Annotated in this window: 15 protein-coding genes and 2 pseudogenes; 4 read left to right on the top strand and 13 right to left on the bottom strand. The window is 63.5% G+C overall.

The features are described from left to right. Positions 1 to 197: 197 nt before the first annotated feature. The 11 genes from DFP89_RS18440 to DFP89_RS18490 all read right to left on the bottom strand — a co-directional run bounded on the left by DFP89_RS18440 (position 198) and on the right by DFP89_RS18490 (position 15,059). Positions 198 to 1,952 carry a PHA/PHB synthase family protein gene (locus tag DFP89_RS18440; protein ID WP_114350811.1) on the bottom strand — a complete coding sequence of 585 codons (1,755 nt, stop codon included), beginning with the start codon at positions 1,950 to 1,952 and terminating at the stop codon, positions 198 to 200. Between the two features lie 83 nt (positions 1,953 to 2,035). After that, positions 2,036 to 2,683 (bottom strand): LutC/YkgG family protein, encoded by a 648-nt coding sequence (locus DFP89_RS18445; protein WP_114350812.1) that lies wholly within the window; start codon positions 2,681 to 2,683, stop codon positions 2,036 to 2,038. Further along, positions 2,680 to 4,113: a lactate utilization protein B gene (locus DFP89_RS18450; RefSeq protein ID WP_114350813.1), complete on the bottom strand. Its 1,434-nt coding sequence runs from the start codon at positions 4,111 to 4,113 to the stop codon at positions 2,680 to 2,682. The genes DFP89_RS18445 and DFP89_RS18450 overlap by 4 nt, the downstream gene beginning before the upstream one ends. Positions 4,114 to 4,118: 5 nt before the next feature. Then, positions 4,119 to 4,886, bottom strand: coding sequence for a (Fe-S)-binding protein (locus DFP89_RS18455; protein WP_114350814.1), 768 nt, complete (start codon positions 4,884 to 4,886; stop codon positions 4,119 to 4,121). 7 nt (positions 4,887 to 4,893) lie between these two features. Continuing rightward, positions 4,894 to 6,663 carry an L-lactate permease gene (locus DFP89_RS18460; protein WP_114350815.1) on the bottom strand — a complete coding sequence of 590 codons (1,770 nt, stop codon included), beginning with the start codon at positions 6,661 to 6,663 and terminating at the stop codon, positions 4,894 to 4,896. A 186-nt stretch (positions 6,664 to 6,849) separates the two neighbouring features. Beyond that, positions 6,850 to 7,314 (bottom strand): hypothetical protein, encoded by a 465-nt coding sequence (locus DFP89_RS18465; RefSeq protein ID WP_114350816.1) that lies wholly within the window; start codon positions 7,312 to 7,314, stop codon positions 6,850 to 6,852. Between the two features lie 65 nt (positions 7,315 to 7,379). Continuing rightward, positions 7,380 to 9,146 (bottom strand): dihydrolipoyl dehydrogenase, encoded by a 1,767-nt coding sequence (gene lpdA, locus DFP89_RS18470; protein ID WP_114350817.1) that lies wholly within the window; start codon positions 9,144 to 9,146, stop codon positions 7,380 to 7,382. A 14-nt stretch (positions 9,147 to 9,160) separates the two neighbouring features. Next, on the bottom strand, positions 9,161 to 10,429 hold the full coding sequence (aceF, locus tag DFP89_RS18475; protein ID WP_114350818.1) for a dihydrolipoyllysine-residue acetyltransferase: 1,269 nt from the start codon (positions 10,427 to 10,429) through the stop codon (positions 9,161 to 9,163). Between the two features lie 24 nt (positions 10,430 to 10,453). After that, positions 10,454 to 13,108, bottom strand: coding sequence for a pyruvate dehydrogenase (acetyl-transferring), homodimeric type (gene aceE / locus DFP89_RS18480; protein WP_114350819.1), 2,655 nt, complete (start codon positions 13,106 to 13,108; stop codon positions 10,454 to 10,456). A gap of 11 nt (positions 13,109 to 13,119) precedes the next feature. Further along, on the bottom strand, positions 13,120 to 13,845 hold the full coding sequence (gene phbB / locus DFP89_RS18485) for an acetoacetyl-CoA reductase (RefSeq protein WP_114350820.1): 726 nt from the start codon (positions 13,843 to 13,845) through the stop codon (positions 13,120 to 13,122). 41 nt (positions 13,846 to 13,886) lie between these two features. Continuing rightward, on the bottom strand, positions 13,887 to 15,059 hold the full coding sequence (locus DFP89_RS18490; protein ID WP_114350821.1) for an acetyl-CoA C-acetyltransferase: 1,173 nt from the start codon (positions 15,057 to 15,059) through the stop codon (positions 13,887 to 13,889). A 399-nt stretch (positions 15,060 to 15,458) separates the two neighbouring features. Here DFP89_RS18490 and DFP89_RS18495 point away from each other — a divergent pair, with 399 nt between their 5' ends. From DFP89_RS18495 to DFP89_RS18505, 3 genes and pseudogenes are all read left to right on the top strand, one after another. Further along, on the top strand, positions 15,459 to 16,367 hold the full coding sequence (locus DFP89_RS18495) for a FadR/GntR family transcriptional regulator (RefSeq protein WP_245948871.1): 909 nt from the start codon (positions 15,459 to 15,461) through the stop codon (positions 16,365 to 16,367). Positions 16,368 to 16,580: 213 nt separating this feature from the next. Beyond that, positions 16,581 to 17,435 carry a DMT family transporter gene (locus tag DFP89_RS18500; protein ID WP_114350823.1) on the top strand — a complete coding sequence of 285 codons (855 nt, stop codon included), beginning with the start codon at positions 16,581 to 16,583 and terminating at the stop codon, positions 17,433 to 17,435. Between the two features lie 312 nt (positions 17,436 to 17,747). Continuing rightward, positions 17,748 to 17,993, top strand: a pseudogene (locus tag DFP89_RS18505) (transposase); the annotation flags it as partial. An 87-nt stretch (positions 17,994 to 18,080) separates the two neighbouring features. On the opposite strand, the gene DFP89_RS20420 reads toward DFP89_RS18505, so the two are convergent. After that, on the bottom strand, positions 18,081 to 18,284 hold the full coding sequence (locus DFP89_RS20420; RefSeq protein ID WP_181870395.1) for a hypothetical protein: 204 nt from the start codon (positions 18,282 to 18,284) through the stop codon (positions 18,081 to 18,083). A 19-nt stretch (positions 18,285 to 18,303) separates the two neighbouring features. Here DFP89_RS20420 and DFP89_RS20425 point away from each other — a divergent pair, with 19 nt between their 5' ends. Further along, positions 18,304 to 18,495 carry a hypothetical protein gene (locus DFP89_RS20425; RefSeq protein WP_181870396.1) on the top strand — a complete coding sequence of 64 codons (192 nt, stop codon included), beginning with the start codon at positions 18,304 to 18,306 and terminating at the stop codon, positions 18,493 to 18,495. Here DFP89_RS20425 and DFP89_RS18515 read toward each other — a convergent pair. Then, positions 18,489 to 18,644 (bottom strand): annotated as a pseudogene (locus DFP89_RS18515) (IS5/IS1182 family transposase); the annotation flags it as partial. The gene DFP89_RS20425 and the pseudogene DFP89_RS18515 sit on opposite strands and share 7 nt — an antisense overlap. Positions 18,645 to 18,782 lie beyond the last annotated feature (138 nt).

Consider the following 18,782-nt stretch of genomic DNA (forward strand, 5'->3'; position numbering starts at 1 on the left):
ACTAGCATTGACGCCATCATAACACGCAGAACATAACCACTGGGTGGGTCAGTTCTCGGTGACAATGCCGGGTCAAATCTCAGTGGCAATCAACATGTAGGGCGGAAAGATGGAGAAACCAGCAGCCGTCAAGCATCTCTGCACAGGGTCACGCCGTCGCGCTTACCCCAAACGATCTAGACCGAAGCTGAAGGTGATTATCCCGCCCGCACATAGCTGCCGGGTGCCGGCTCGATCGGTTTCAGCGCTCCGCTACCAGGCACATAGGCGGGAACCTTCTTGCCCTTGCTGTGACTTTCGATCCATTCGGCCCAGTTCGGCCACCAAGACCCCTGATGCGGCGTGGCCTTGGCCAGCCAGTCCTGCGGATCGGCGGGATAGGCAGCCGCGCTGGTCCAGAACCCGTATTTCGGCCGTTTCGCTGGCGGGTTGATCACCCCCGCGATATGCCCCGAGCCACCCAGAACGAAGGTCGTGTCACCGCCCAGCAACCCGGTCGTCGGATAGATCGAGTTCCAGGGCGCGATGTGATCCTCTTTCGTCGCAAAGACATAGAAAGGGATGTCGATCTTGCTGATGTCGATGGGCACGCCGTCCATGGTCAGATGGCCGGGCTGGCGCAAGCCGTTCTCGATATAGATCTTCTCCAGATACCACAGCAGCATGGCCGCAGGCAGGCGCGTGCTGTCGCCGTTCCAGAACAGCAGATCGAAGGCGGGCGGCTTGCGGCCCATCAGGTAGTTCATCACATGGAAGGACCAGATCAGGTCATTTTCCCGGATCATCGAGAACATGTCCTGCAGGTGATGGTTTTCCAGATAGCCCTTTTCGGCCATGTGTTCGCGCAGAACCTGCAGCCGGTCGCGGTCGATGAAAACGCCGATCTCGCCCACATCGGTGAAATCCACCATCGTGGCCAGCGTCGTCGCCGTCTTGACCCGCTTGTCACCCTTTGCCGCCATATAGGCCAGCGTCGCCGTCACCAGAATCCCGCCGATGCAGAAGCCGAGAATGTCGAACTCATCCTCGCCCGTCGCATCGGTGATCGCGTCCAGCGCGGTCAGCGGCCCAAGGCGCATGTAATCCTCGAAGGTCAGTGCCGCGTGCTGCTTGGTCGGATTGACCCATGAAATCAGGAAAACGCTGTGGCCCTGCTCCAGCATATAGCGGACGAGGCTGTTTTCGGGCTTCATGTCGAAGATATAGTATTTGTTGATCCAGGGCGGCACGAACAGCAGCGGGCGCTTGAACTGGGTCTTGGTCAGCGGTTCGTAATGGATCAACTGGATCAATTCGTTCTGATAGATCACCTGCCCCGGCGTCGTGGCCAGATCGCGCCCGACCTCGAAGGCCGCGCGGTCGGTCATGTTGATGTCCAGCCGCCCACCGCCGCGTTCCAGATCGTCCAGAAGGTTGCGGAAACCGTCCAGCAGGCTGCGGCCATCGGTTTCAAGGAAACGCTCACGCGCGGCGGGGTTCAGCGCCAGGTAATTGCTGGGCGACAGCGCGCTGAGCAATTGCCGCGTATAGAACCGCACGCGCAGACTGTCCTTGTCACCCTCGGGCAGGGTTTCGATCAGCCGGTCGGCGGCGCCTTCGATAGCCAGATGCACGTCGCGCAGGCCACGGCTGACCCGATCAGTAGTCCAGCGGCCATCGCGGAAGCGGCGGTCCTTGCTGTCCTCGCCCTCGCCCGACCATGCGCCTGCCCATGCTTTCGCGCTGTCGGCCCAAAGATCGATCTGGAACTGCGCCAGCGCAAAGGGGTTCTGCGCCAGCTTGATCCCCGCGCGCGCATAGGCCTGTGCCACCGTCCCGGAATCCACCACCGAGAATTCATTGCCCGTCGCTTTGGCCAGGGCACTGGCGCTGCTGCGCTGCGCAAGCTCCTGCGCCCGCTGCATCAGGCTGGCAAATTCTGCGGTCTGTTCGGCAATTTTGCTTCGGTCCATTCCGGGTCTCCTTGGGGGTAGCTAGGACGACCGGCTCTGCTGGCAACGGCCGGCGGTGGTGGGGACTGGCAACCGGCAGGTTGTCAGTCTGTGCTTGCAACAAGGATCACATGCAGGAAGCCCGGCCCATGCGCCCCGCGCACATAGCTCCCCTCGATATCGGTCGTGCCGCTGGGTCCGGTGATCAGGATCGCGTTGCGCGGATGGGGCCGCTCCGCCAGCTGCGCAGCATAGTCCTCGAGATGGGACAGGATATCGGATTCTTGCAGCACCACGATATGATGCAGGGGCAGGAAAGACAGCAAGATCGGCGTATCGGCGCCCGAATGCACGATCATGGACCCGCTTTCGGCGATACCCCAAAGCGCCTTTCCGAGCGCTGCCGGCTGGTCCGGGGCAAGAGTGGTGCCGGTGTCAAGGCCCGTCCAGTCGAGTGCGGTCAGCGCCGGCGTCGGTTCCACGGCCAGTGACAGTGACAGGCCGTGTCCCGACAGATAGCGCCGCACAGCGTCGGGAACGGCTTCCATGCCGCCAACGCGGTCAATCGTCGTACCGATCGCCTCAGCCTTCAGGATGAAGGCATCTAACAGCCCCTCAGCGACCAGTCGAGGGCGGATGGTGTCGGGATCGGCCAGCAGGGCCTTGGCCTCGGCGGAGATGGCGTCGGGCGCCGGGCGTTCATGTGGCAGGGCGGCGCGGATCGCGGACAGGATGCGGTCGCGGGCGGTCATGGGCGGCTCCCCTTGTGTGCCTGCTGGGCGCGATACTGTTCCATGAAGGTGCGGCCCGCCGGGCGCGGCAGGTCGCGATGGGCCGTCCAGCCGCCCGCCAGCGGCAGGCGCGCGATCCAGCCTCCCTTGCCGAACAACCGGAGGGCCCGCACGCCGATCCGGCTGGCCAGCCCGTAAAGACCGGGACGCCGGGCCAGAACTGCCCAGATACCGATGCCGGCGCGAAGGCTTCCCGGTTCCAGCTTTTCTCGCCAACTGCGGATCCGCCAGGCGCGCAGCAGCGTGGGGATGGGAATCTCGACCGGGCAGACTTCGGCGCAGCGGCCGTTCATGGTGCAGGCATTGGGCAGGTCGCGTGAACCGGCAAGCCCGTTCAGCACTGGTGTCAGAACCGAACCCATCGGTCCGGGATAGGTGCCGCCATAGGCGTGCCCGCCGATCTGGCGATAGACCACGCAATGGTTCATGCAGGCCCCGCAGCGGATGCAGCGCAGCATCTCGCGGAACTCGTTGTCCAGCATTCTGGTGCGGCCGTTGTCCACCAGCACGATGTGCATCTCCTCGGGACCATCGGCATCACCAGGACGTTTGGGTCCGCAGTGGAATGTCGTGTATTGCGTCAGTTCGCCGCCCGTGGCCGACCGCACCAGCAGGCGCAGCAGGGACAGGGCATGGGCGGTGGTGGGCACGATTTTCTCGATCCCCGCCGTCACGATATGAATGCGCGGCGGCGTGGTGGTCAGTTCGGCATTGCCTTCATTCGTCACCGTGCAGGTGGCACCCGTATCGGCCACCAGGAAGTTCGACCCCGAAATGCCTATGTCGGCCCCCAGAAACTTGGCGCGCAATTCGCGCCGCGCGCTTTGCACCATGGTGGCCGGATCGTCGGCCGAGGGCGGCAGGTGATGAGCCATCTTGAACAGTTCGGCCACCTGTTCGCGGGTGCGGTGCATCGCGGGCCAGACGATGTGTGAGGGGGCCTCTCCGGCAAGCTGGATGATGTGTTCGGCCAGGTCGGTCTCGACCCGCTCGATCCCGGCATCAGCCAAAGCATGCGGCAGACCGATTTCTTCGCCCAGCATGGATTTCGACCGCGTCACCAACTTGGCCTTGGCATCCAGGCAGATACGGGTAATGATCGCCCGTGCCTCGGCATCGTCGGATGCCCAGTGGACCGTAGCACCAGATGCGGTGGCGTTGCGCTCGAACTGTTCGAGATAATGGTCCAGATGGGCGATCACGTGATCCTTGATCGCGCGTCCGCGGGCGCGGGCGGCCTGGAATTCGGGAAACGCCGCCACTGCCACCGCACGCTTGGCCTCGGCCGTGCCGGTGGTGCGGTCGATGGCGATCTTCAGCGTTCTGTCCGCCAGTGCCGTCTTGGCACGGTTCTTGAACGAAACCTGCACAGATGCCTCTGGTGCGCTCATGATTCTCAGCCCTCCTCGCCGATGGCGGGACCGTCGGCCCGGCCCGCCAGAACCTCGATGGTGTGGAAACAGCGCGTCCTTGCGCCCCGGCGGTTCAGCTTGCCTGCCATGTTCATCAGGCATCCCAGATCTCCCGCCAGAAGCAGGTCGGCCTCGGTGCGCTCGATCGCCTCGGCCTTTTCGGTGACGATCGCGTTCGAGATGTCGGAATACTTGACGCAGAACGTGCCGCCAAAGCCGCAGCAGACATCATTGCCTTCCAATCCCCGCATCTCCAGGCCCGCGACCTCCGCCAGAAGCGCACGGGGTTGCGCGGCGATGCCCAGTTCGCGCAGCCCTGCGCAACTGTCGTGGTAGGTGGCCGTCGCTGACAGGCGACGGCCCTTTGGCCGAAAACCCATCACATCAACCAGGAAACTGGTAATCTCGTGGGTTCTCGTGGCGAGGATCCGGGCGCGGGGCGCCCAGACCGGATCTTTGGCCAACAGGTCCGGATAGCCGTGCACGATGGTTCCCGCACAGGATCCCGAGGGCAGCACAATATAGTCGAAGCCCTCGAAAGCAGCGATGGTCTGTCGTGCCAGTGCTGCTGCATCCTTTTCGTCTCCACTGTTCAAGGCCGGTTGCCCGCAACAGGTCTGTGCCTGCGGCACCTCGACCCGGCATCCGGCCTCCTCCAGAAGCTGAATGGCGGAAAACCCGATGCTGGGGCGGATTGCATCCACGAGACAGGTCACGAAAAGGCCGACGCGGGGATTTGGTTGTCCGGACATGACGACCTCAGCGTGTTTGGGTGGCGGAAACAGCCCCGCGATTGCGCGACATCAGGAACAGCACGGCGGCCGGCCAGATCAGCACGGCGATCCACCACAGGTTCGGCCCGCCCGCCAGGATAGCAAGACCAAGAAAGCCGCCCTGGACGATATAATAGAACATCGGGATCAGGGTCATGCGGATGATTTCGCCCTCGCGGTCCACAAGTCCCACCGTGGCCGAGGCTGCCACCACGTTGTGCACGCAGATCATATTGCCTGCCGCACCGCCGATGGCCTGCAGCGCAACAACCAATCCGGCCCCGGCCGCGCCCAGACCGATCTGTTCAGCGGTCGAGAACTGGAACAACGAGAACATCATGTTCGAAATCGTGTTCGATCCGGCGACGAAGGCGCCCATCGACCCGATCAGTGGCGCGAACATCGGCCAGGCACTGCCGACCACGGCCGAGACGCTTTCGGCGAGCACGATCGGCATCGACGCCATCGTGTCCGAGGCAGAGTTGATGAACACCTGCACCATCGGCACCGCCAACAGCAGTGCCGGGGCCGCCGCGATCATTGTCGATCCCGACGTACGCAATGCCTTGCCGTAATCGGCCGGACGCATTCGATGGAACAGGAAGGTGAACAGCGAAGCGAGGATCAGCACCGTTCCAGGCAGATACAGCCATTGCACGCGGGCATTGATGCCCGACCCGAACAGATCATCGAAGGCCATGGTCCGTTCCGGGGCGGTCAGCCAGGCCTTGAAATCGGGAAGCGTGCGCGTCGCGACCAGCAGAAGAACCACGAATATGTAGGGCGCCCAGGCCTTGAGCAACGACATCACCTCAAGCCCGGCACGGTGATCCTCCAGATCGTCCAGCTTGCCGACCCATTTTCCGTCCCACTGTTCGCGGGGCGGGAAGTCGAAGGACTCCTTCGGGATCAGGAAGCCGGCCCGTGCGGCGGGAACGACGATCAGCAGCCCGATGATGCCGCCCACCAGGGACGGAAATTCCGGGCCAAGCAGGCTGGCAATGATCCAGTACGGAACGGTGAAAGCAAGCCCGGCGAACAGCGCGAATTTCCAGATTCGGAACCCTTCGGCGAAGGACCGCCGGGAACCGAAGAACCGCGTCATCATGCCGATCATGATCAACGGGATCAGAAAGCCGATCAGGCCATGCAGTGTGGCAACCTTGACAGCAATCTCGACCAGATAGTCAGCGAAGGCCATCGGTGCGATGGTCTGTTCGACAATCGCCTGACCCGAAAGCCCGGTATTGACACCGACAAGAATCGGCGTGCCGACTGCCCCGAATGACACAGGCGTGGACTGGATGATCAGCGTTACCAGCACCGCCGCCATGGCCGGAAAGCCGATGGCAACCAGCAGTGGCGCGGCGATGGCCGCGGGCGTTCCGAACCCGGACGCCCCCTCGATCAGCGATCCGAACAACCAGGCGATGATGATCGCCTGTACCCGCCGGTCAGGCGAAATGCTGGTGAACCCTGCCCGGATCGACCGGATGCCGCCGCTTTCCTCCAGCGTATAGAGCATCAGGATCGCACCGAAGATAATGTAGAGCAGGCTGACTGCGGTCACGGCACCGTTCACGGTGGCGCCAAGAATCTTGTTGAGGTCCGTGCCCCAGACCAAAAGCGCGGTCGCGGCCGTGACCAGATAGGCAACGCCCATCGAAAGCTTGGCCGAGCGTGCGAGCACCACCAAGAGCAGAAACACTGTGGCGATTGGCAGCAGGGCCAAGACGAATGTGAAGACTTGGGACATCTTTCCTCCTCAGAAGCGTCGGGCCGATCCGGCCCTGTGGGGGTCTGTGACAACGCAGCCGATATTCTCGGGCGTGCCGGATTCGTGGCGCACCATGGTCGGGGTCGAATGTTCGATCACCAGCAGGAGCGCGCCGATGCTCTTGTGCGCGTCGCGGTACAGGATGGGGTCACCCGACCTCGTCGCTCAAGCGCCGCGCAAGTCCTTGATGGCCGCATCCACCTCAACTGCAAACCGTTTCTGAGTTTCGGTCATCGCCACCAGCGATTCCTCCGACAGCCGCTGCATCAGCGCGAGAGCCTTGTCGGCCGCGTCCGAAAGAACCTTGATATTGTTCCCAGACGCCTCGGAGCGGACGGATGTGTCGAGCCGGTTCATGCTGTCTGTTGCGGCAGCCGTCATCTCGTCGAAAATCTGGAACTGACGCTCGATCTGCAACCGGTAGAGGGATCTTGCGTGCTCGTTGGCACTGGCCAGGGCATCCAGCCGTTTCTGCCACATCTTCAGCATTGAGGCGGGATCGAGGCAGTCAACATTCTGACGGCGGAACCAGTCCGCCATGCCCTGAGAGTTCATGAACGGAAACAGGGATGTCGGATCAAACGCCTTGAGCGCTTCATTGAAATCCATGGTGGGCTTCTTGTCGGTCATTGCAGGCTCCTGTTGCTGTGCTGACGGAAGGCATCGGGCGATCAGCTGTGGCCGCCCGATCACGGTCAGTGACGCTTCTTCGGCGGAATCAGGTCGGTGATCGTGCCCTCGAACATTTCGGCAGCGAAGTTCACCGTCTCACTCAGGGTAGGATGCGGGTGGATGGTGTGGCCAAGGTCGACCGCATCGGCCCCCATCTCGATAGCCAGGGCCACCTCGGCGATCAGATCGCCGGCGTTGGGGCCGACGATGGCCGCGCCGATGACGCGTTGATCGGTTTCGTCGAAGATCAGCTTGGTGATGCCCTCGGACCGGCCAAGCGAAAGCGACCGTCCAGAGGCAGCCCAGGGGAAAACGCCCTTGCCGACCTTCAGGCCACTGGCCTTGGCTTGGGCTTCGGTCACGCCGACCCAGGCGACCTCGGGGTCGGTATAGGCGACCGAGGGAATCACGCGGGCGTCGAAGTGGCGGTTGTGCCCGGCAGCAACCTCGGCGGCGACCTTGCCTTCATGGACTGCCTTGTGCGCCAGCATCGGCTGACCCACCACGTCGCCGATTGCGAGGATATGGGGAACATTGGTATGCTGCTGGCTGTCCACGGCGATGAAGCCGCGGTCGTCCACGGCCACGCCCGCGGCGCCGGCGTTCAGCATCTTGCCGTTGGGCCGACGCCCGACCGACACAAGGATCTTGTCGAAGCGATCGGTCGTGGTGCCGCCCTTGTCGTCCTCGAAGGTGACGGTCAGCCCGTCCTCGGCGGCCGAGACCGCCGTGACCTTGGTCTTGAGCAGGATCTTCTCGTATCGGGCCTCGATCCGCTTATGCAGGGGCTTGACGATGTCCTTGTCGGCGCCGGGGATGATCTGGTCCATCAGTTCCACGACCGTTACGCTGGACCCCAGCGCGTCATAGACGCAGGCCATTTCCAGCCCGATGATGCCGCCGCCCAGAACCAGAAGGCGCGCGGGCACGCCGTCCAGTTCCAGCGCGCCGGTAGAATCGATCACGCGGGGATCGTCATGGGGAATGAACGGCAGGGTCACGGGTTCGGACCCGGCGGCGATGATGCACTGGTCGAAGCTGACCGTGGATGTCGCCCCGTCGTTGTCGACCGCGATCATGTTGGGTCCGGCAAAGGTGCCAAAGCCGGTCACCACCTGAACCTTGCGGCCCTTTGCCAGACCGCTGAGACCGCCCGTCAACTGCGTGACGACCGAGTTCTTCCAGCCGCGCAGCGCATCGAGATCCACCTCGGGCGGCGAGAAGCGCAGGCCATGATGGCCCATCTCCTCGGCTTCCGAGATGACCTTGGCTGCGTGCAGCAGAGCCTTGGACGGAATGCAGCCGACGTTCAGGCAGACCCCACCCAGCGTTGGATAGCGTTCGATCAGCACGACCTTCTTGCCCAGGTCGGCCGCGCGGAACGCCGCCGTATAGCCGCCCGGACCTGAACCGAGCACGACCACCTCGGCATGGATGTCGCCGCGCGCCGAAGCGGACAGCGCTGCCGGGACGGGCTGAGCTGCGGCCGGGCTGCTGTCACGACCGCCGCTGCTGTCGTTGCGCGGTTCCTCCTTGCCCTTGGCGGGTTCGGCGGCGGCGCCGGCGGTGTCCAGCGTCAGGATCACCGATCCTTCGGAGACCCGATCGCCTTCCTTGACCGAGATCGCGGTGATCCGTCCTGCGACGGGGCTGGGCACCTCCATCGTGGCCTTGTCGGATTCCAGTTCGATAAGCGGCTGCTCCTCGGCAACCTCGTCGCCGACGGCGACCAGAAGGGTGATGACCGGCACATCCTTGAAATCGCCGATGTCGGGAACCTTGATGTCCATGTTTCGGCCCTCCTTCACAGCATGATCCGGCGCACGTCGCCGAGCAGGTGTTTCAGCGTCGCGGCAAAGCGCGCGGCCAACGCCCCGTCGATGGCGCGGTGGTCATAGCTGAGCGACATCGGCAGCATGTTGCGCGGCACGAATTGCTGGCCGTCCCAGACCGGCGCCATCCGCGAGCGCGTCAGGCCCAGGATCGCCACCTCGGGCACGTTCACGATGGGAGTGAAGGCGGTGCCACCGATGCCCCCTAGCGACGAGATGGTGAAGGTCGCGCCCTGCATGTCCTGGGACTTCAGCTCTCCCGCGCGGGCCTTGGCACTGAGATCGCCCAGTTCCTTCGAGATTTCGACAATCCCCTTGCGGTCGGCTTCCTTGATGACCGGAACCACCAGCCCGTTCGGCGTGTCCGCGGCAAAGCCGATGTTGTAATAGGACTTGCGGATCAGCTTGTCGCCGTCGGGATGGATCGACGAGTTGAACTCCCAGTGCTTGCGCAGCGCGGACACGCTGGCCTTGATGACAAGCGCCAGCAGCGTGACGCGATAGCCGTCCTTCTTGGCCTCGTCGTCCAGTTCCTTGCGGAACTGGTCGATCTCGGTGATGTCGGCTTCCTCATGGTGGGTGACATGGGGGACGTTCAGCCAGGACCGGTGCAGCGCCGGGCCGGACAGCTTCTTGATGCGGGGCATTTCCACGTTTTCGACCGGACCGAACTTCGAGAAGTCCACAACCGGAATCGGCGGGATGCCCATGCCGCCGCTCAGCGCCGCGCCGCCCGATGCGGCAGCGACCGGGACTGCGCTGGCCTTCAGCGCCGCCGTCACGTCGTCGCGCAGAATGCGCCCCTTGCGGCCCGAGCCGTTGATCTTGGCCAGATCAATCCCCAACTGCCGCGCAAAGGCGCGGATCGACGGCGAAGCATGGGCCTTGTTGAACCCCGAATCTGTGACGGCGGGAGCTGCGGGGGCTGCCGCCGCCGGAACCGATGCGGCAGGCGCGGCGGCGGGCGCCGATGTAGGCGCCGATGCGGCGGCAGCGGCGTCGCTGCCCTCGGCCTCGACCGTCAGGATCACCGATCCCTCGGAGACCCGGTCGCCTTCCTTCACCACGATAGAGGCGATGCGGCCTGCGACGGGGCTTGGCACCTCCATTGTGGCCTTGTCGGATTCAAGCTCGATCAACGGGTCCTCGGCGGCGATGGTGTCGCCCACCTTCACCAGAACGGTGATGACCGGGACATCCTTGAAATCGCCGATGTCGGGAACGTTCACTTCAACAGGCATGATGTGTCTCCTCCTTCTTCCCGCTCAGACCAGCCGGGGGTTCGGCTTGGCGCCGTCGATGTCATACTTGGCAAGGGCAGCCTTCAGCGTCGCCTCGTCGACCGCACCGTCACGGAACAGATCCACCATGGCTGCGGCGGCGATGTGGTTGGCATCGACCTCGAAGAACCTCCGCAGGTTCACCCGGCTGTCGGAGCGACCGAACCCGTCGGTCCCCAGCACCGTGTAGCGGCCCGGCACGAAGGCCCGGATCTGCTCGGCATAGTTCTTCATGTAGTCGGTGGCGGCGATCACCGGTCCCTTGGCCTTGGACAGCGCCTGCGTGACATAGGGCACGCGCGGCGCCTCAAGCGGGTTGAGCCGGTTCCACCGCGCCGCGTCCTGGCCGTCGCGGGCCAGTTCGTTCAGGCTTGTCGCCGACCAGATGTCGGCGGTAATGCCGTAATCGGCCTCAAGCATCTCGGCGGCCTTGATCGCCTGGATCAGGATCGTGCCCGATCCCAGCAGATTGACGTGCTTCATGCCCGGCTTCTTGACCTCTTTGAGGCGATAGAGGCCGCGGATGATGCCCGCCTCGCAGCCTGCCGGCATGTCGGGATGGGCATAGTTCTCGTTCATCAGGGTGATGTAAAAATACACGTCCTCCTGATCCTGATACATCCGCGTCATGCCGTGCTGCACGATCACCGCCACTTCGTGCTGAAAGGTCGGGTCGTAGCTGATGCAATTCGGGACGGTGCCCGCGATGATATGGCTGTGGCCGTCCTCGTGCTGCAAACCCTCGCCGTTCAGCGTTGTGCGCCCGGCGGTGCCGCCCAACATGAAGCCACGCGCCCGGCTGTCGCCCGCAGCCCAGGCCAGATCGCCCACCCGCTGAAAACCGAACATCGAATAGTAGATGAAGAACGGGATCATCGGCACGCCGTGGTTGGAATAGGACGTGGCCGCCGCGATCCAGTCGGCCATGGCACCGGCCTCGTTGATGCCTTCCTGCAAGACCTGCCCATCCGCTGCTTCGCGGTAATAGGACATCTGCTCGCGATCTTCGGGCGTATAGTGCTGGCCGGCGGGATTGTAGATCCCTATGGATCGGAACAGCCCCTCCATGCCGAAGGTGCGGCTTTCGTCCGGCACGATCGGCACGATATGCTTGCCCAGCTCCTTGTCGCGCAGAAGTGTGGTCAGGATGCGCACAAAGGCCATCGTGGTCGAAATCTCGCGCTCGCCCGTGTTCTGAAGCTGCGCCTTGAACGCCTCGAGCGGCGGGATTGCCAGCTTGGGCGAGGTGCTGACACGCTGCGGGAACGCGCCACCCAGGGCCTTGCGCCGGTCCGCCAGATAGGCCTTCTGGGCGTTGTTCAACGCGACGAAGGGGGCCTTCGGCAAATCCTCGTCGGACACGGGGATCTTGAAGCGGTCTCGGAACGCGCGCAGTTGGTCCTCTGCCAGCTTTTTCTGCTGGTGGGTGGTGTTCTGCCCTTCGCCCGCAGATCCCATGCCATAGCCTTTGACCGTCTTGATCAGCAGGCAGGTCGGCTGGTCCCTGGTGTCGGTCGCCTTGCGGAACGCGGTATAGACCTTTTCGGGATCGTGGCCGCCCCGGCTCAGCGACCAGATCTGATCGTCGGACCAGTCCTCGACCAGGGTCGCAGTTTCGGGATACTTGCCGAAGAAATGCTTGCGGATAAACGCGCCGTCCTTGGACTTGAAGGTCTGATAGTCGCCGTCCACCGTTTCATCCATCAACTGGCGCAGCCGGCCGCTGGTGTCGTTTTCTAGCAGATCGTCCCAGCCCTTGCCCCAGAGCAGCTTGACGACATTCCAGCCCGCGCCTCGGAAATTGCCTTCCAGCTCCTGCACGATCTTGCCGTTGCCGCGCACCGGGCCGTCCAGGCGTTGCAGGTTGCAGTTTATGACGAAGATCAGGTTGTCGAGACCCTCGCGCGCGGCCAGGTCGATGGCACCGCGGCTTTCCGGCTCGTCCATCTCTCCGTCGCCCAGGAAACACCAGACCTTGCGGTCGGCCATATCGATCAGCCCGCGATTGTGCATGTATTTCATGAACCGCGCCTGATAGATCGCCATAAGCGGGCCAAGTCCCATGCTGACGGTCGGGAACTGCCAATAGTCCGGCATCAGCCAGGGATGGGGATAGGACGACAGCCCCTCGCCCCCGACCTCGGACCGGAAGTTCAGCATCTGCTCTTCGGTGATGCGGCCTTCCATGAAGGACCGGGCATAGATGCCGGGCACCACATGGCCCTGGAAGAATACCAGATCGCCGCCGTGAATCGCCGACCGCGCGCGCCAGAAGTGGTTCAGCCCGACATCATACATCACCGCCGAGGAGGCGAAGGATGCGATATGCCCGCCGTATTCGCTGGATTCCTTGTTGCGGCGCACGACCGTCGCCATGGCGTTCCAGCGGTTGATGGTGCGGATGCGCCATTCCATGTCCAGATCGCCCGGAAACTCATACTGATCGTCCACGGGGATCGTGTTCTGGTAAGGGGTCGTTGCAGAGAACGGCAGCGTTGCCCCGGCGGCGCGGGCCTGTGCGACGGCTCTATCGAGCAGGAAATGAGCCCTGTTGGGGCCATCGCGTTCAATCACGTCGGCAATGGCGTCCTGCCATTCGCGGGATTCGATCGGGTCGATATCGGGACCGAGGTCTCTCATGGGTGTTTCCCTCAAACGAAGAACTGGCCGCCATTGGCGGAGATGGTGGAGCCGGTGATGAAGCCGGCATCGCCCGAGGCCAGGAAGACCACGGCGCGGGCGATTTCCTCGGGCTCACCCAAGCGACCGACCGGGATCTGCGGGATGATCCGCTCGTTCAGCACCTTCTCGTCGATGGCACGCACCATCTCGGTGCCGATATAGCCCGGGCAGATGGCGTTCACGGTGATGCCGGCGCGGGCACCCTCTTGCGCCAGGGCCTTGGTGAAGCCCAGATCCCCGGCCTTCGCCGCCGAATAGTTGGCCTGACCCGCCTGGCCCTTCTGCCCGTTGATCGAGCTGATATTGACGATGCGGCCGAACTTGCGGTCGCGCATGCCGGTCCAGACCGGATGGGTCATGTTGAACAGCCCGGTCAGGTTGGTATCCATGACCTCTTTCCACTGCTGCGGCGTCATCTTGTGGAACATGGCGTCGCGGGTGATGCCAGCATTGTTCACCAGCACCGCGATCGGCCCCAGTTCCTCCTCGACCTGCTTGATGCCGGCGGTGCAGGCATCGTAATCGGCGACCGACCACTTGTAGGTCTTGATGCCGGTCTCGTCGGTGAAGGCCTTGGCGGCCTCGTCATTGCCGGCATAGTTCGCGGCGACGGTATAACCCGCTTCCTTCAACGCTTTCGAGATGGCGGCGCCAATGCCGCGCGATCCCCCAGTAACTAGTGCAACACTTGACATTGATCCCTCCTCTGATGTTGTGTCGATTCTGGTCTGGAGCCTCAGCGCTCGAGGCAGAGGGCGACGCCCATGCCGCCGCCGATGCAGAGCGTGGCGATGCCCTTCTTGGCGTCGCGACGGCCCATCTCGAAGATCAGGCTGTTCAGGATGCGCGCGCCCGAGGCGCCGATCGGGTGGCCGATGGCAATGGCGCCGCCGTTCACGTTCACGATTTCGGGGTCCCAGCCCATCTCCTTGTTCACCGCCAGGGCCTGGGCGGCAAAGGCTTCGTTCGCCTCGATCAGGTCCAGATCGCCGACCTTCCAGCCGGCTTTTTCCAGCGCCTTGCGGCTGGCATAGACCGGACCTACGCCCATGATGGCCGGGTCAAGGCCGGCGGTGGCATAGGAGGCGATGCGGGCCAGCGGGGTCAGGCCACGGCGCGCGGCTTCCTCCTCGGACATGACCATGACGGCGGCGGCACCGTCATTCAGGCCCGAGGCATTGCCGGCGGTCACGGTGCCGTCGCGGGTGAAGGCGGGGCGCAGCTTCTGCATCGCCTCCAGCGTGGCGCCGTGACGGATATATTCGTCCTTGTCGACGACCGTGTCGCCCTTGCGGGTCTTCACGGTATAGCCGACGATCTCGTCATCGAACTTGCCGGCACTCTGTGCGGCCTCGGCCTTGTTCTGGCTGGAGACGGCGAATTCGTCCTGCGCATCGCGGGTGATCTGGAATTTCTCGGCCACGTTCTCGGCCGTCTGGCCCATGTGGTAATTGTTGAACGCGTCCCACAGCCCGTCGCGGATCATGGTGTCGATGGCCTGCATGTCGCCCATCTTCTGACCGGCGCGCAGGTAGGAGGCGTGCGGCGACAGCGACATGCTTTCCTGACCGCCGGCAATGACGATCGCGGCATCGCCAAGGCTGACCTGCTGGGCCGCCAGTGCCACAGCGCGCAGACCCGACCCGCAGACCTGGTTGAGACCCCAGGCCGCCGATTCCTTCGGCAGACCGGCATTGATATGGGCCTGACGCGCGGGGTTCTGGCCCTGCGCCGCGGTCAGCACCTGGCCGAGGATGGTTTCGCTGACCTCGGCCGGGTCGATACCGGCGCGGCGGACGACTTCAGTCAGGACCGCGGCGCCGAGATCATGGGCCGGCGTGTTGGCGAATGACCCCATGAAACTGCCGACGGGAGTGCGTGCGGCGGCAACGATTACGGCTTTGGTCATAGCATCGATCCTTTTCCTAAGGTCGTTTGAAAGGCGCTCAGTTTGCTGTGGAAGTGCCATCGGCAGAACAAAGCAACGCGGCTCGACATAGCCGATTTGATGGCCCTTCGCCCGAAAAGTCAGCGGCGCGGCACCCTGGACAGGCATGGCGGAGAAAACCTGAGCGACTGACCGGCCAAGCAGGCCTGCGGTCCGGCCCGACCGCCTCGTGCTGCAGCATGGACGCCCCCTCCCAGAGCTGGTGCGGAGCGCTCAGCGTCCCGCCTACGTCATAGCAGGTATATAAACTTTACCACTTAACCTAGTCAACAAGTTTATTTACCTTTAGATCAGGCGCCGTGAAGAGTGATCGTCGGTTGACGCAGCGCGCTCGGCAGTGTGAGGTTCACCGGATACTCCATGGATATCAAGAAAATACTGATTTTCAGACAGAAAAATACACGACTGGAGAAGATTCTGTCCTTGAAATCAGACTCCGATGAGGTAAATAATATTGATGTCTGTCTATCGACAGCCCTAAGGAGCTCGCCGCCCATGATTGCTGCGGAAATTTTTGAGCCGATTGATCACGCATCAGTCGTCGATACGGTTGTCGGCAAGGTTGAAACGATGATCGTCGATGGGGTTCTGAAGGACGGTGCTCGTTTGCCGTCGGAGCGCGAAATGGCCGACGCCTTCGGGGTGTCGCGGCCAAAGCTGCGTGAAGCGCTGCAGACGCTCGAGGCTCGCGGCCTCGTTCATGTCCGCCACGGTGACGGAACTTACATTGCCGAACTGACCGGCAGGGCCATGTCGCCGGCCATGTTGGCGCTTTATTCGCGCCATGGCGAAGCCTTTTACGATTATCTCGAATACCGGCGCGAGCAGGAAGCCTTCGCGACCCGCCTTGCCGCGCAGCGCGCGACAGCTGCGGACAAGGAGCGTCTGTCCGCGATCAGGGAAGAACTCGAAGCGGCCTGGCTTGGTCAGGACGCAGAGGCGGAAAGCGAAGCTGATTTCCGGCTTCACCGTGCTGTGGTCGATGCCAGCCACAACACAACGCTGATCCACATGATGGCGTCGGTCTATGACCTGACACGTCGCGGAATCTTCTACAATCATGACCTTCTCCGCAGTATCGATGACAGCGGACGCAAGCTTCTCGATCAACACATAGAGATCATTGAGTCGGTTCTGTCCGCTGATCCCGTACGAGCCGAGGAGGCTGCGCGCGACCACATGGACTATGTCGAGGAATCGATACGTCGTGGTCGGGAGCTGCAGCGACGAGAGCAGCGCGCTCGAATGCGATTCAAGTCTGGGGTCTGAGTGAGCTGGCTTCATCATTTCCTTTCTTCCGGGTATCTGATGGAGCAATGTTCTGAACCTGCCTGCAACTCAGCTCGCTGCCCGTGGGCCTGCCGCCCCCCGCCCTGCGTCTGCGGGACTTGGCAGGCTTGCATCAGCCGGGGATGCGGGGGGGTCCGATCCGGCCTTGCGCGCTGCCGGATAGCGTGCCGATGCGGACTGAAGGAAATGCCGATGCAGACCCCTGCGCCCCTGACGGTTCTTGGCCTTGTCGCCCTTGCCACCACGGCGATCGTCTGCGGCGACACGGCCGGCAAGCTGCTGACGGGGGCGGGGGTGCAGCCGCTGTTCGTGGCCTGGTCGCGCTTCGCGCTGGCGGCCCTGCTGCTGTTCTGGGTGCTGGGCCTGGGGCCGGCCGGCCTGGGGCGCCTGCTGGACTGGCGGCTGATCCTGCGGGCGGCCCTGATCGTCGGCGCCATCGCCTCGATCCTGACCGCGCTTCGGACCGAGCCCATCGCGAATGTCTTCGGCGCCTTCTTCATCGGCCCGATCGTGGCCTATGTGCTGTCAGCCCTGCTGCTGGGCGAGAGCGTGTCCTGGGCGCGCACGGTGATGCTGGCGCTGGGATTTGCCGGCGTGCTGCTGGTCGTCCGGCCCGGCGGCGAGATGGGGACCGGCATGATTTTCGCGGTGCTGGCCGGCACGCTATACGGCTCGTATCTTGCCGCGACGCGCTGGCTGACCGCCTTCTATCCGCCGCCCTTCCTGCTCGGCTCGCAACTGCTGATCGGCGCGGTGCTGCTGCTGCCTGCGGGCCTTGCCAGCATTCCGGCAAGCAACGACCTGCGGGTCTGGGTGCTTGTGATCGTCAGTTCGCTTGCCTCTGCCTTCGGCAACTATCTGCTGGTGGTCGTGAACCGGACTACGCCGGCGACGGTCTCGGCGCCCCTCATCTATTTCCAGTTAATCGCCGCCACCGTGATCGGGTTCTTCGTCTTCGGCGACTGGCCGGAACCGCTGACCCTGCTGGGCCTTGCCCTGATCTTCGCCTCGGGTGTCGGCGGCCTGGCGCTAGTGCCGAGGCGCTAGGCGCGGCGGCCCCGCTGGTGGCGTACACTGACAAGCGCCACGAAGCTGCTCTGCAGTAGCTCATCCCCTGCACGCGATCCACCCGTGCAGGGGCGCGGGAGGGCTGCAGGCGCCTTGTTCCCCGGACACGCCCGAGAAACCTAAACGCCGTCTGCAGAGCGTACTGCGCCCAAGCGACCGTATGCAAACCGCAAGAGGGCCAAAGGCTCAGCCCGCGGCGCTCGAGATCTCGGAGGAATTCGGTCCAGAAGGGCTCGGTGTTAATTTCCACTCAGAACTGAGTCGGCTCAGTTCTGGGTGGAAATCAACAGGCCGCTGCATCTGCTGATCGACAGCACCGGGATCAAGGTCGAAGGCGAGGGCGAGTGGAACGCCCGCAAGCACGGCGGCGCCAAACGCCGCGTCTGGCGCAAGATCCACCTCGGGATCGATGAGCAAACGCTGGAAGTCCGCGCTATCGAAGTCACCAAAAGCGACATCGGCGACGCCCCCATGCTGCCGGAGCTTCTCGGCCAGATCGCCCCACGCCACGAGGTGGCGAGCGTCACCGCCGATGGAGGCCGCGTGCGGCCGGAACGGGAGCCCGGCTCGAAGGGATGGCAATCATCAGGCTCAGCTGATGGGCGCGTTTCTCATCCGCTGGCATCAGCTTTGCCCTGTTGCCGGCGATCGCCACAGCACTTCGCCGGCAACCGTGCGCAGGACACGGATCGCAAGATGCGGGCCTACCGGCGTCTGCGCCAGCGTGGTCAGCGCATAAAGAACGCGCTGGCCCTCGCCCGCCGCCAGCTCGATCTGCGCGCCGTCGCTGGTTTCCGCGATCAGCCGGCCCTCCATGGGCAAAACCACGATCTACCCCTCACACTGAATGGTCACGCTTATCCTCCTCCTCGGCCACGGGGGAGCCGCCGAGGTGTTCCGTGACGAGCTCGGGCAGCGCCTGACTGACAAGACTGGATTTGCCCGATCCCGAAATGCCGGTGACAGCGGTGAAGCAGCCGATGGGGAATTCGACGTCGAGACCTTGAAGATTGTTACGCCTGATCCCTTCCAGGCGTAGGTCTGCTGCCGGCCACGTCTGCCTGTCGGCGCGGCATCCCAACTCATATCGGGGTCGAACCAGATCGTCAGCGAGCCCCGGCGCTTGAGTGCTTCATTGTAAGCTGGCCAGTTCCTGGTCTTGTAGGTCGGGGGCGTAGGTCTGCTCATGCACCCCAGCTACCACCCTGGATTCGCAAGATGAATCCCTCACGCGATTTGTGCAACATGTGTAACCGCCCCTTGCGCAAGGGGTAATTTCAGAGCTGCTTTCCGCGCGTCACCGGGTGCTGACATGTGTCCGGCCTC

The sequence above is a fragment of the Paracoccus lutimaris genome (assembly GCF_003337565.1).
Lineage (GTDB): Bacteria > Pseudomonadota > Alphaproteobacteria > Rhodobacterales > Rhodobacteraceae > Paracoccus > Paracoccus lutimaris.

Bases quoted from the DNA above. Each gene is read 5' to 3' on its own strand.
- DFP89_RS18450 (WP_114350813.1), bottom strand. From the start codon at position 4,113: ATGAGCGCACCAGAGGCATCTGTGCAGGTTTCGTTCAAGAACCGTGCC.
- DFP89_RS18465 (WP_114350816.1), bottom strand. From the start codon at position 7,314: ATGACCGACAAGAAGCCCACCATGGATTTCAATGAAGCGCTCAAGGCG.
- DFP89_RS18460 (WP_114350815.1), bottom strand. From the start codon at position 6,663: ATGTCCCAAGTCTTCACATTCGTCTTGGCCCTGCTGCCAATCGCCACA.
- DFP89_RS18440 (WP_114350811.1), bottom strand. From the start codon at position 1,952: ATGGACCGAAGCAAAATTGCCGAACAGACCGCAGAATTTGCCAGCCTG.
- DFP89_RS20425 (WP_181870396.1), top strand. From the start codon at position 18,304: ATGGTCACGCTTATCCTCCTCCTCGGCCACGGGGGAGCCGCCGAGGTG.
- aceE (WP_114350819.1), bottom strand. From the start codon at position 13,108: ATGAGAGACCTCGGTCCCGATATCGACCCGATCGAATCCCGCGAATGG.
- DFP89_RS18455 (WP_114350814.1), bottom strand. From the start codon at position 4,886: ATGTCCGGACAACCAAATCCCCGCGTCGGCCTTTTCGTGACCTGTCTC.
- DFP89_RS18495 (WP_245948871.1), top strand. From the start codon at position 15,459: ATGGATATCAAGAAAATACTGATTTTCAGACAGAAAAATACACGACTG.
- phbB (WP_114350820.1), bottom strand. From the start codon at position 13,845: ATGTCAAGTGTTGCACTAGTTACTGGGGGATCGCGCGGCATTGGCGCC.
- lpdA (WP_114350817.1), bottom strand. From the start codon at position 9,146: ATGGACATCAAGGTTCCCGACATCGGCGATTTCAAGGATGTGCCGGTC.
- DFP89_RS18500 (WP_114350823.1), top strand. From the start codon at position 16,581: ATGCAGACCCCTGCGCCCCTGACGGTTCTTGGCCTTGTCGCCCTTGCC.
- DFP89_RS18445 (WP_114350812.1), bottom strand. From the start codon at position 2,683: ATGACCGCCCGCGACCGCATCCTGTCCGCGATCCGCGCCGCCCTGCCA.
- DFP89_RS18490 (WP_114350821.1), bottom strand. From the start codon at position 15,059: ATGACCAAAGCCGTAATCGTTGCCGCCGCACGCACTCCCGTCGGCAGT.
- aceF (WP_114350818.1), bottom strand. From the start codon at position 10,429: ATGCCTGTTGAAGTGAACGTTCCCGACATCGGCGATTTCAAGGATGTC.